Genomic DNA, 13647 nt, shown 5'->3' on the forward strand with positions numbered 1-13647 from the left:
CTTTATACTCTAATAATATAAAGCTTCATCTATACCAAATAAGTAAATACATTTTTCTTTAACTTTTTTACCAGTAAGTCTTTCTAAAGCTTCTGAGTACAATTCTAATTGTTTTTTATATCTATTTACTACATCTTCTTTATTTTCTTCATTTACAAAGTCTGTTTTATAATCAACTAATATTATTTCTCCATCTTCCTCAAAATAAGTATCTATTATACCTCTTAACATTAATGTTTCTTTATCATAGATATTATTATCTTCATGCAATAAACCTTCGTATATGTATACATCTGCCATTCTTACTTGAGTATAAATAGCTTGTTCTCTTTTTATAAAATCAGAGTTAAGCATCCTTTGTCCTATACTTGATTTAAAGAACTTATATATCTTAAATGGATTTATAACTACTGACTGACTTTCTGTTATTATTCCTTTTTTTATAAATCCTTCTATTTGGTCTTTTATCTCATGTATATTATTTACCTTATTTAAATCTAGTACTTGCATTATTAAATGGACTATAGTTCCTCTCTCAGCTCCACTTATTTTATTTTTCTCTTGATTCTCTTGAATAAATAATGGTTTTTTTAATACTGTTCTTTGATTAAATAAACTTTGAGAAAAATCTTCTTCATGAGTATTTTGTATTTTCTTAATTTCTGTAACTGATATACTAGCTGGTTTAGTTACACTAAATTTGTATGGATACTCATAATCTAATCTTTCTTTTATTTCTTCATAATAGTCTGTACTAGCCTCATTTAAGTCTATATTTTCTAGTATTTCTTCAATACTATCTTCTTCAACGTCTTCATTTTTTTCTATAAGAATATCTTCCTTATACCAAAGCTTTGCATTCCACTTTGATGGATGATCTTCTATGTGTGATATATTTACATTAACACTATCCCTTACATTTTCTAAATCTCTGTGCTTTAATACAGAAGGCATTATCCAATCTAAGAAGTTCTTTCCTTTTAGTATGTCGTATTGAGATATTGTTTTTGAACCATCTAAGTTAGATGACCATTTCTTAACGCTATCCTCTATTTTTTTAGTTGAACCTGTTATTATTAACTTTTCTTTTGGTCTAGTAAAAGCAACATATAATACCCTCATCTCTTCTGATAAGTTTTCTATGTTTATTTTATTTTTTAACGCTTCTTTAGCTATACTAGGGAATGAAATTCGCCTTTCAAAATCTACAAGTTGGGGTCCATATCCTAATGAGTGATGATAAAGTATATTTTTCTTAAAATCTTGAGTGTTAAAGTTTTTACCCATACCACTACAGATAACTACAGGAAACTCTAGGCCTTTACTTTTGTGTATACTCATTATTCTGACTACATCAGCATTTTCACCAAGAGTTTTAGCACTTCCCATATCTGTATTAGACTTTTTTAATTTACTTATAAAGTTTATAAAATTAAATATTCCTTTGAAACTAGTTTCTTCAAATTGCTTTGCTCTTTCGAATAAGATTTTTAAGTTTGCTTGTCTTTGACTTCCTCCAGGCAATGCACCTACATATGCATAGTAACCCGTTTTGGTATATAAATACCATAAAAATTCATCTGTACTCATGTATAAAGACTTTTCCTTAAAATCTCTTAATTTTGCCAAGAACATCTGAGCTTTCCTTATATTACTGTCTTCTGACATAATAGAAGGGTTCATTCTATTATTAATATCCATTCCTTTACTAGAATTAGTGTAATTTATATCTTGATTTTCAGGTGCAATATTAATTTGTCTAAGCTCATTAAAATCACTAAATAAACTAAATTCATTAAACTCTCTAATAGAGTCTATATCTTCTAATTCTGAGTATGCTTGTCTTAATTCTGTATTCACTTCATTGTTATCTTCATCTTCACTTACTTCTAACACTCTTTCATAAGCAAAGTCCTCTAAAGTTTCATAAAGACTTTTATCTTTATCTTCTAGTCTTATATCTATAAGTTCTTCTGGAGTAAATCCAAACATAGGAGATTTTAATACTGCTAGCATCGGTATATCTTGAAGAGGATTGTCTATAATCTGAAGAAGTGACATTATAGTCTTTATTTCTATAGTATCAAAGTATCCTACTCCAATATCAGCGTAAGTAGGTATGTCCATATTCATAAGTTCATCAGCAAAAACTGGTGCCCATGCTGAAGTTGCTCTAAGAAGTATTACTATATCTTTAAATTGAACTTCTCTATAAGCATCTAGTTTTTTATCATAAACCATTTGAACTTTGCCATCTTCTTTTGGTGCCATCAAGTCCTTTATTATTTTCCCAACCATCCTTGCTTCAAGTTGAATATTATCAATTTCCTCTTCATCTTGTCTTTCTTCAGAATTTTCTTCTAAGTCTTCTACTTTACTTTTTTGAATTATGTGTATCTCAGTAGGCCCTCCCACTATAGCATTTTCATTATCATTTTCTTTAAAAGTAGCACCTAAGTTTAATCTTTCTTTTTCTGTATACTCTATTTCACCTATGTTTTTACTCATTATATTTTCGAAAATATAATTGGCAGAGTCTAATACCTCTGCTCTACTTCTAAAATTCTTATATAGCATTATTTTTCTATATAAACTACCTTCTCTTATTCCATATGTTTCATATTTTTCTTGGAATATCTCCGGTTTTGCTTGTCTAAATCTATATATACTTTGTTTAACATCTCCAACCATAAACCTATTTGGAGTTTCTATTTTTGCAATAGTACTAAGTAATACTTCTTGCACTAAATTACTATCTTGATATTCATCTATAAATATTTCATAAAACTTATCCCTATATGCTAAAGCTACATCTGATGGTATAGAATTTCCATGTTCATCAATTAGTATTTTTCCATCCTCATCTCGCTCTGTTAATATTTTTAAAGCAAAATGTTCTATATCATTAAAATCTATAATTCCCTTTTCCCTTTTTCTTTTAGAGTACTCTTCTTCAAACTTAACTATTGTGCTAGATATAGACTTTACTATAGGATAAAGATATTTTACTTCTTCTTTTATACTATCTGAATCTTTATAAAAACTACTTTGTATAATATCTTCTAGAGATTTTTTTGCTTTATCTCTTATACTCTTTGCTTTATCCTTTGCTTCTTTTATATATATAGGTGAATCTTTAGGTATTCTTTTTACACCTTTTACATAATTTTCAAAGAACATAGATGACATTGCTCTATAAGCTTCATCCCATGAACTATTACATGCATTTAATAAATCTTTAATTCTCAAATACTCTAACTTTAATTTATCTGTAAAAGTTTCTAACTCTATTATATCTTCTACTTCTTTTAAAGCCTTTTTCATACTAACTTCTATACCACTTACTTCTATTCTTACAGTATCTAGTATAGATTTAGCCCATAAGGAATTTTTGAATTCAAAATCTTCATCTATATTAAAATCTTCTGCAGATTTAATTAACCATTCCTCTGGATAAGGAGACGCCATTGCAAAGGAATATATGCTAAGAATTATGTTTTGAAGTTCATTATCTCCTCTTTTTTCTGCATAACTTTCTACTAAATTTAAGAAATCTTGGTCTTTAGATTTATAAAGTTCTTCAAATACTTCTTCTAAAGCTTCACTCTTAAGTATTGAACATTCTGTTGTGTCTCCTATTCTAAAGTTAGGATCTAAGTTTATTTTATGGAAATTAGATTTTATAACTTCTAAACAAAATGAATGTATTGTTGTTATACTTGCTTTATTTAGTAATACAAGCTGGTTTTGTAAATGGGTATTTTCAGGGTTTTTGTCTAGAGCTTTCCCTATAGCATCGCCAACCCTTTCTCTCATCTCTGATGCAGCTGCATTAGTAAATGTAACTACAAGTAATTTATCTATATCAATTGGATTTTCTTCTTCAGTTATCATCTGTATTATACGTTCAACAAGTACTGCCGTTTTTCCCGACCCTGCAGCAGCTGCTACTAATAGATTAGAATTTCTACTATCTATAACTGATTGCTGTTCTACTGTCCATTTAGGAGAACCCATTATTTTATCTCTCCCTTCATCAATTTAATAACTTCATCATTATCTTTATTATTTAAAACTCTATATTTATTTTCCTTCATTGTAGTATCAAACTGACAAATAGCTGAATAGCTACAGAAGTCGCATGAAGTTCCATTTTTATTTTTATATGGGCCTATATTAATATTTCCACTAATCATTTCCCCACATAAGTTTTTGACTGTGTTTTTTACATAATGTCTAAGTACATCAAATTCTTCATAACTTACACCATTAGTATTTTTGCCTATACCTCCATCTTTAGTTAAGTTAGCAGGTATTACTAAAGATGATTTTCTTTCTCCATCTGCTAAAGACTTATCCATTTCTTTTATAATATGAGCGTCTTTTATTATTAATCCTTTCATCCTCATATCTTTAAGTATAGCCTCTCTAACTTCTTCATCATCTTTATCTTCATTAAATTTAGCTATAGGATTATCAATTCTACAATATAAAATTGCAGCTGGATTTAAATTTCCATCTCCTTTACTTGCACTTTCAAGTATTGCATCTAAATAAACTAATAATTGTAATTGAAGTCCATAATATACATCACTTAAACTTATAGATTTATTTCCAGATTTATAATCTACTATTCTTATATACTTATCTTCATTTTCTTCAAATTCATCTACTCTATCTATTTTTCCTATTAAATTTATTTCCTCTCCATTATCTAAAACTAATTTTATTGGTGGATATTTACCATTAAATCCAAACTCAACTTCATAATCACTTGGTTCAAATGAACCTTGCCTTATTTGCTCTGCAATTACATTTAATGCCGCAACTAACATATTTTTCAATCTAAATGCTAGATACTTATATCTTTCAGAACTATTCAATATGTACCCAGGTATATTATCTACTATCTCATCAACTAATATTGATACTTTATCTTTAATATATTTAGTGTCTACATCTTTCCACTGCAAGTTATCTTTTGAAAGAGATTTTGAAAAATTTTCAAGTATATTATGTATAAAGTTTCCTAGGTCAGGAGCTGTAAAAGAGTACTCTTTTCTTTCCTTTGCCCTTAGCCCATATTGAATAAAATACGCAAATGGACATTGTGCATACTTTTCAACTCTAGATACACTTAATAAACTATTTTGGTATAGCTTTTTAATCTTTTCTTCTTCTACCTTACTTACTTGATTTGTATAGTTAAGTCCTGATATAACCTGTTTAGATATATAGCTATATTCATCATCTTGAATAAAATATCTATATACATCTAGCCAAATATCTTTTATGCATTTATTATCTTCAAAATCTTTTATTGCATTTATTAGCTTATTAAATGTAGGTGCTTTCACTGTTATTTTTCTTAATACTTCTTCATTAGTCATATCTTCTTCATCTATTAGATAACTTATATTACTTATATTGGGAAAGATCTTCTTTAGTCTAGATACAATAACAGATGGCCTTAAGGTTTTGCCCTCATGGTCTGAAATTGGATAAGTAACTATTAAATTTTCACTAGTAGATGTAAGAGCTTTATACACTAAAAACTGTTCTTCAAATGTTTTAGTTTTGCTATCTATATCAACTTCTACACCTTTTTCTCCTAAATTTTCTCTGTCATTATCACTCAATAAGCCATTATCCTTTGCTATCAGTGGAAAAATACCATCTGTTGTACCTATTAAATAAAGGTATTTTGTATTAGGATTTTTCATTCTATCTACACTACTTATAAGAACTTGATCAATACTTGGTGGAACTAATCCTAATTCATATTCATCAAATCCTAAACTTATAAGTCTTATAAATTCTTCTAAGGATTTTTTTTCATCTCCCATAATCTCAACCATTTGATCGAGAATATCTACTACTATATCCCAAACTTGAGAATACTGATTAGCAATATCTAGCTCACCCTTGTCCTTAAAATTAAAGATTAATTTTTCAATGGTATTAGGCATATCTATATCTAATAAGAATTCATATACATATTGGCATAGCTCTTGAACTGTTTTTTTACCAATCAGTTTATCTTGAAGCTTTATTATTGGTGATATTACTCTATTTTTTATTTCATTAATTCTATCTTTTAAAGATATCTCATAATCACTTTCTTCTATATTATAATTTCCATTTATTCTATAATTCCACTTTTCCTCGAACCATTTTTTACCTCTTATTCCATTAGCAAGTACATAGTTTTCAAGTAAGCTTATATCATCATTATCAATTCCTATAAGACCACTTTTTAAATATCTAAACATAGTCTCATAACCATATCTTCTATTTTTCATTTCTAGTGCTGAGATGATTAAAACTATAATTGGATTACTTTTAGCATCTCTTTTTTTATCTATAAAGTTTGGTATATTATATTCATTAAAAATAGAATGAACTAAAAAATCATATCTATTTAAGTCCCTAGTTGCGATCGTTATATCTTTATATCTAACTTTTTTGTCTCTTACTAGATGAACTATTTCTCTTGCTATTTCTTCAACCTCAGAATATAAGTTATTAAATTCTTTTATTTGTATATTATTAGTTTTTTCTTCATAAACTTTATATGGATAAGCATTATAGTATCGTTCTAAATGGTTTAATTCTTTATTACCTTTGAATCTATGTATATCTTTATAGTTTAAACTAATTGGCTTATCTATTTTAATACCTTCTTCTAATGCTAACCTACTTAATTTTTCATAAGTAAACTTAGTTCTTGAGAAAGCATCTGTTTTATTATATGAGAAATTTGCTACGCTATCTACAGTAAGAGATATATTGACTTCTTTTGCTTTGTGTAATAAACTTTTTAATACTCTATACTGATTAGGTGTAAAACCAGTGAATTCATCTATATAAATATAGCATCCATCAAAATATGTACAAGCTTCAATTTTATCAGCTAATAAATTAAGCATATCTTGAGAATCTACATATTTTTCATGTAATTTATTTTCAAATGCTTCATAGATTTTACTTATATCTTTTAACTTTAATACTAAAGTTTCATTTTCAATATCAGCACTTATATTTTCTAACATCTCTGGAGTTACATTATACTGTTTAAATTCCGTTATCATTTCTGATACAGAAGTTATAAATCCTGGTTGAGTTGCTGATTTTGAGAATATATTTAACTCTTTTGCCACACTTTCAATTGCATTACTCGTAATCATAGCTTTCCCACTAGCATTTATATTCACATTCGTTAATCCACCAACATGAGAAAAGACTATATTACTCATAGTCTTAAAACTCAATACTCTTGATCTTAAAAACTTATCTTTTTCACTGCCTGAGAATAAGTTACTCATTCTCCTTTCCATCTCAAAGGTATATTGTTCTGGAACTAGCATTATTATTGGTGTTATTTCATTTTCTTGAGCTTTTTTCTTTATCTCTTCTAGTATATATGTAGATTTTCCGCTTCCACCTCTACCTAATATAAACTTAAGTCCCATGTTTACCTCCTACATTAGCTATTACAAAGCTTATTAAATTCACAATAACTGCAATGTTTTTCATTCTTTTCTATATTTACATCACCATCAGATCCTTCGTATCTTGTTCTTTTTATAAGATCTATATATTCATTTATTTTTTTCTTATAATTTTCATGTTTTTCATCACTATACGTTATAGTTATAGGTTCTTCATCAAACTCTGGCTGATAGTAATTCATTCTTATATCTTTGGTTTTTACATCTATATTTAATAATTTCGGTATAACTTCTTTTGCTAAAACAAGATACACCATCGTTTGCATTCTTCCTTCTAAATTTTTATAAATTATTTGCTTTGATTCAGTTTTCCAATCCCATATATCTATAGTATTTTTTCCTATTACAACTAAATCATACTTTGCTTGTATTTCATTACCATTTAGTGTGTACCTTACTTCATATTCAGATATATATTCTTTTTCATTAACTAAAGGTATTATTCTTTTTATTCTTTTCATCCATTTATTGAATTTTTCATTTTCAATTCTTCCTAATGGAATATTACTGAAATACCTCTCACATAATAAGTGAAACTCTCTACCTAATTTTAAACTTTGATAATATTCCTCTGATGCAAAATCATCATATTTCCAATTTATATTATCGATATATTTATACTTAAATTTAATAGGGCACGATTTATATGTATTTATAGAATTTTGGCTATAACAAAAATACTTTAAATTATTATTCATTTAAATCACTTCCCTCTTCTTTGATTTATATGTTGATTTAGTTTATACAAATAGATACATGGATTTTGCTTTTTTCTTATATTTCCCATATCATTTTCATCCTTATATTCACTAAAAGACATTATCAACATTTCTTTAGCTCTAGTTATACCAACATATAATAATCTTATTTTTTCATTTATTACATCAATTTTAGTTTGATATTCATAATTAATTCCATTGTACCCATCTACGATAGCGTCAATTTCTTTTTTTATTATTGCCTCAGGATTTTTGTATTTTTCCTTTAAGTACCATTTATCACATTGAAACTTTTGGTTTACATTATCAGGGAAATTAAAATCAGTTAATCCCAATAAGAATACACAGTCCCATTCTAACCCTTTTGATTTATGGTAATTGCATAAAGTTATACTTCCAGGAGTAGGCTCATATCCGTTTATCTCATAGGCAACTTCTATTATATGAGAAAATACCTTATTTTTAGTATCTACTATTATGTCATATATATCTTGTAATTTCATATACATATTTTCTGATACTAAAAACTTAACATAAAAAGATATATAATGAACTATCGACATTTCTTCATTTTCTAACTTTAATTGTTCTCCTATAAATAATATAAATGTATCTAACCTTACAATAGGATATTCCAAAATTTCTTTTATAGCATTTACTCCATATTTGAATCCTTTATATACATCACTATCTAAATCAATAATTAGATTATTTTGTATATCTTCATTGTAAATAATTTCTTCTGTAGTATGATTTTTTAATATTTCTATAAAATCTTTTTTTCCTTGATTATTATCAGTATGTATAAAAACTTTATCTAATACAGTAATAAGTTTATTAATATTATCACAACTTAAAATAAAATCTATTATACATGCTATACTATTTAGAGTTTTTCTTTTATTCAATGAGTTTGGCCCTAGCTCCTCAAACTCCAAACCTTCTTTTTCCAGTTCCCTACCTACTTGAATTACATGATCATTAAAAGGAACCAAAATACCTATACTTTTATCTGGGTATTTTTTCTTAATATTTTTTGTAAATCTAATAGTTTTGCTTATTTCATCTTTCCAGGTTTTATATTTTATTGCATTGATATTATAGGTATAAGGTTCAGGATTTTCTTTATAACCTTTATTTTTAGGTACCGTTCTTACCTTCATATCTTCTAAAGCTTCTCTACATTCAATTTGATCAAAATCCTTAGTTACATATGCTACTAATTCATTGGCTAAATCTAATATATCTTTAGAACTTCTATTTGACATATCCATTCTATAACAATAATCTGCTTTTTCAATAAATTCTTTAAAATATTTTGGATCTGCAGAAGAGAATGTGCCTGTTATACTTTGGTTTATATCTCCGACCCTAACTAAGTTATTATTCTTTTCGCATATTAACTTGATTATTTTACCTTGTACCTCATTTGAATCTTGACATTCATCTTCAAAAACATATTTATATTTATTTTGAAATTTACTTCTTAAATCTTCATCTATAGTTAATGCTTTATACCCTAATACTAAAATATCATCATAGTCTAGCATTCCTTGTTGCTTTAATTTTCTATCATATTCCTTATAAATCGGAAGTACAATTCTAAGAATACCTTTATAATCATTAGGTATATTATCCTCTAATTTATCCGGACTTATATCTTTGTACTTTAATTCACTTATAGCTTTTCCTATTAAATCATAGAAACCTCTATCCCAATTTTCTATACTTATATCTCTCCAATGCTCACTTTTTTGCTCTTTTAAGAAAAAATTAAATATTCTTTCTCCACCATTGATTCTATATTTATTTATACATTCAGTAAGTACAATACTTTTTTGTAGATCATCAGCTATATTAAACTCTTCATTTAACATTATTATTTCTGGTTTTTCTTTTATTATCTTAACAGCTAAACTATGTATAGTCATAACTTCATATGAGCTATTTTCTTTTATGTTTTTATCCTCTAATATTTTTTTTATTCTTCCTTTAAAGTTATTAACTGCACTATTCATATAAGTAAGAATCAAAATTTTTCCCTTATCATTTAATTTTTCTTCTAATAATTTCGCAACTAGATTTGTAACGATAAAAGTTTTTCCTGCTCCAGGTACTGCTGGAACTGCCATTGTTCCAGCAGTATAATTTATTATAGGTATTTGATCTTCTCTGTAATTTATTTTACTCATAAGAATCCCTCCTCTTATCTAAAATCTTTAGTAAGATACTATACAGTATACTTTCTTGCATATATCCATTTACTGTATAATCACTCTTATAAGCATATACTCTTTCAACATTTTCTAGCAAACAATATATCATATTGTATAAATAGTACTTTTTAAAATATTCTTCCATTTCATCTGTATATATTTTAGTTTCCTCATAGGAATTCCTAAATACTATCACATTACTTATATCCTTTTCTATTTTCATATTCCATGCATTACTGCCTATATCTATCCATAATTGAATAGGTCTATTTAAGCTTGATGAAATATAAGAATATGGCGTTGATATTATTATTTTATTAGATTCTTTTAAATCTTGTATTTCTTTAGATAAATAATAGTCTTTAATAGTATTTTTAAGTACTTCTATAAATATCTTTTCTTTAGGTTTATTTTCATCTAAATCTAATAAATTTATATTTTCAGTAAAGACTTCACTTTCCTGTATAATCTTCCTACATATCCTCATATTTGATTTTCCATTTTTTAATGTAAGCATCTTATCTATATAAAATCTCATCAAAAATTCATATATTTTTATACTTTCTGTTTTATATTTATGTATATATTCAATTAATTCTTTATAATCTTCATTACTATCTTTATTTTTATAAATTTTAAATGCCTGTATTCTATTTACATTCAATACAATTTCTATGAAGCTAATAAATTCTTCTTCTTTTATTAAATCCTCATAACCATAAAATATACATGTAGCTACTACTAAAGCATTTGCAAAAGGATAATCTACTATCTTATTATCTATTTTCGTATTTACCACACCTATATCATATTTTTCTAAAACATTCTTAACTTGATAATCTAAAATAGTATTATTTATTGGAGAAATTATAACAATGTCTTTAGAAGGTATTCCTTTATTTACTAATTCAATAATTTTATTTATAACTTCTTCAATCATCTCACTATATAATTGGCTAGATTGATTTAATTCTATATCATATTTTTGTGAATATAAATCTGATATATCTATATTTCTGTAAAAATCTTCAGTATTATCTATTCCTACTAAAGTGAAGTTTTTTATTATTTTCTCATCTATATATTCCATATCTATATTATTAAATGATGAGTAATCTCTAATTTTATTGAAGTAAACGTGGCTTTCTTTACTAAAAGAAGATATTACATCTATAAAATCTACCTCTGCATTGCTACAACTCTCTAAACTATCTACAATAATATACTCTATATCTTTTTTTAAATTATTTATATAGGTTTTATCAGATAACAAATATTTATTATATAAGTAGATACAAAGAGAACTATCTAGCATAGACCTTGATAGAAGGCTATCTACATAATGAGTTATAATTTCTGTCATTTGAGAATAAGAAAATTTCAAAAGTTTATCCTTATTTTTTTTTGATAGATATAATCGTTCTCCTATAGTTTCAAAATCTATTAAACTCAAAGCCGCTTTATTTATATTTATATTTATACTATTTACGATTCCTTTATTTGTACTAGTTAAATCATCAAAATATCCATTAGAATTCCTTTTTCTTTTTACATCTGTATTTATAATATAATCACTTAGACTATTTGATATAAATATTGGAGCAATAATATTATTTTTTATTTTATCTTCCTTTTCTACGATAATAGGCCAGTACTTTATTAATTCCTTTTTCACAAAACTTATATATGTAGTTATTTTTAATTCTTCGCTGTATTCTAAGTTTATTTTTCTCTCATACATTAATTTATTTATATTGTTTTGAACTAGTAAAATTATATTTTTAGATTTATTATTATTTAATTTTATTAATTTAAAATATGTATCCAAAACTTTTTTATTTTTTTCATTTTGACTTTTTATATTATACAAAAGTTTCATATTATCACCTTTTCTTAAATAGAACTGCTTCTATTTGTTTAAATTAATTTACGAGTATATTCTTACATATATCTATTTATTTTATTAAAATATTTACAATATTAATTATAACATATAAATTTTCACAAAAAAAATACTATCAAATTATTGTAGTCACCCTTTGATAGTATGATAGATTTATTTAATTTTCATTAAAGCTATATCTTCTTTCTTCACTTCTAAATCAGATAAAACAAAGTTTTCCATTTGTAAATTTTCAAATTTATATCCATTATCATCAATATTATACTTCTCACAAGTAAACATTACCGGTGAAAAGTCATCGTACCTATCTAAATATTTCATTTGTACTTCATACATATAATCACCACGCCTTATACTTTTTGTCTATATTATAATTATTAAATTTAAACCATAAATTTATTCATTATTTTTTTAGTAATACTACCCAAAAGTACAAGGGAAATATTTATAATCATTAATACAATTGGATAAGCAATAGTTATATCTTTAAAAAATATCCTTACTAAAGACATGGTTGGCATAAAATATGGTGTAATTAACCAAAGGGCTGATTGTGAATTTCCTAATATTAAGTCTGTATATAATGCAAAGAATAGTAAAAATAATCCCATACCGCACCCTATAAATCCTACTACTATTGCTTCTCTTATATTAAGGTCATTAGTACTACCAATATAAAAGTTAATCCCAAAATATCCGACTAAAAATATAAACCCTATTGAAAGAGTAATATAATTTAAGGGTACTATTGTAAAGTATACACTTGAGACTATACATATAATTAAGGTTACGAAAAATATTTTTTCTCCAGTATGAAATAGTTTTTCCATACTATCACCTCAAAAGTAATTTATTATATTATACTTATAATTTACTTAAAATGTGATTAGGTTATATTTGTATATAATAAAAAAAGATTACGTGGCTACGTCTTACTCTCCCAGGAGGTTGCCCCCCAAGTACCATCAGCGCTAAAGAGCTTAACTTCTGTGTTCGGAATGGGAACAGGTGTATCCTCTTTGCTATAGTAACCACATAATCTTATTTGGAGCGGGTGAAGGGGATCGAACCCTCACAGCCGGCTTGGAAGGCCGGAACTCTACCATTGAGCTACACCCGCATATATTTAGAGTTAATACTCTAAAAACTGCATATCATTTATGATTTAATCATTTAAATTTGGTCAAGTCCTCGACCTATTAGTATCGGTAAGCTACATACATTACTGCACTTCCACCTCCGACCTATCAACCAGGTAGTCTTCCTGGGGTCTTACCCTTACGGTGGGAAATCTTATC

Annotated in this window: 7 protein-coding genes, 1 tRNA gene and 2 rRNA genes; all 10 read right to left on the bottom strand. The window is 26.4% G+C overall.

Going from position 1 to position 13647, the window contains the following annotated elements; all coding sequences use genetic code 11:
- Positions 1 to 9 precede the first annotated feature (9 nt).
- A complete protein-coding gene (gene addA / locus H8923_RS03330) occupies positions 10 to 4017 on the bottom strand; it encodes a helicase-exonuclease AddAB subunit AddA (protein ID WP_153925876.1) in 4008 nt (1335 codons plus the stop codon).
- On the bottom strand, positions 4017 to 7472 hold the full coding sequence (gene addB / locus H8923_RS03335) for a helicase-exonuclease AddAB subunit AddB (protein ID WP_153925878.1): 3456 nt from the start codon (positions 7470 to 7472) through the stop codon (positions 4017 to 4019). The genes addA and addB overlap by 1 nt, the downstream gene beginning before the upstream one ends.
- Positions 7473 to 7486: 14 nt before the next feature.
- Complete coding sequence (locus H8923_RS03340; protein ID WP_153925880.1) at positions 7487 to 8209, bottom strand: PD-(D/E)XK nuclease family protein; 723 nt, start codon at positions 8207 to 8209, stop codon at positions 7487 to 7489.
- A 5-nt stretch (positions 8210 to 8214) separates the two neighbouring features.
- A complete protein-coding gene (locus H8923_RS03345; RefSeq protein ID WP_153925882.1) occupies positions 8215 to 10422 on the bottom strand; it encodes an ATP-dependent helicase in 2208 nt (735 codons plus the stop codon).
- Positions 10415 to 12325, bottom strand: coding sequence for a hypothetical protein (locus tag H8923_RS03350; RefSeq protein WP_153925884.1), 1911 nt, complete (start codon positions 12323 to 12325; stop codon positions 10415 to 10417). The genes H8923_RS03345 and H8923_RS03350 overlap by 8 nt, the downstream gene beginning before the upstream one ends.
- A gap of 177 nt (positions 12326 to 12502) precedes the next feature.
- Positions 12503 to 12685, bottom strand: a complete 183-nt coding sequence (locus H8923_RS03355; protein ID WP_153925886.1) for a hypothetical protein — start codon at positions 12683 to 12685, stop codon at positions 12503 to 12505.
- A gap of 47 nt (positions 12686 to 12732) precedes the next feature.
- On the bottom strand, positions 12733 to 13179 hold the full coding sequence (locus tag H8923_RS03360; protein ID WP_153925888.1) for a hypothetical protein: 447 nt from the start codon (positions 13177 to 13179) through the stop codon (positions 12733 to 12735).
- An 89-nt stretch (positions 13180 to 13268) separates the two neighbouring features.
- Positions 13269 to 13385, bottom strand: a 5S ribosomal RNA gene (rrf, locus tag H8923_RS03365).
- 10 nt (positions 13386 to 13395) lie between these two features.
- A tRNA-Gly gene (locus H8923_RS03370) sits at positions 13396 to 13469 on the bottom strand.
- Positions 13470 to 13528: 59 nt separating this feature from the next.
- Positions 13529 to 13647 (bottom strand): 23S ribosomal RNA (locus tag H8923_RS03375); the annotation flags it as partial.

This window comes from Romboutsia faecis (assembly GCF_014323405.1).
GTDB lineage: Bacteria > Bacillota > Clostridia > Peptostreptococcales > Peptostreptococcaceae > Romboutsia_E > Romboutsia_E faecis.

What these genes read in the sequence shown, in the direction of transcription:
- H8923_RS03360 (WP_153925888.1), bottom strand. Translation starts at nt 13,179, where the DNA reads ATGGAAAAACTATTTCATACTGGAGAAAAAATATTTTTCGTAACCTTA.
- addA (WP_153925876.1), bottom strand. Translation starts at nt 4,017, where the DNA reads ATGGGTTCTCCTAAATGGACAGTAGAACAGCAATCAGTTATAGATAGT.
- addB (WP_153925878.1), bottom strand. Translation starts at nt 7,472, where the DNA reads ATGGGACTTAAGTTTATATTAGGTAGAGGTGGAAGCGGAAAATCTACA.
- H8923_RS03340 (WP_153925880.1), bottom strand. Translation starts at nt 8,209, where the DNA reads ATGAATAATAATTTAAAGTATTTTTGTTATAGCCAAAATTCTATAAAT.
- H8923_RS03355 (WP_153925886.1), bottom strand. Translation starts at nt 12,685, where the DNA reads ATGTATGAAGTACAAATGAAATATTTAGATAGGTACGATGACTTTTCA.
- H8923_RS03350 (WP_153925884.1), bottom strand. Translation starts at nt 12,325, where the DNA reads ATGAAACTTTTGTATAATATAAAAAGTCAAAATGAAAAAAATAAAAAA.
- H8923_RS03345 (WP_153925882.1), bottom strand. Translation starts at nt 10,422, where the DNA reads ATGAGTAAAATAAATTACAGAGAAGATCAAATACCTATAATAAATTAT.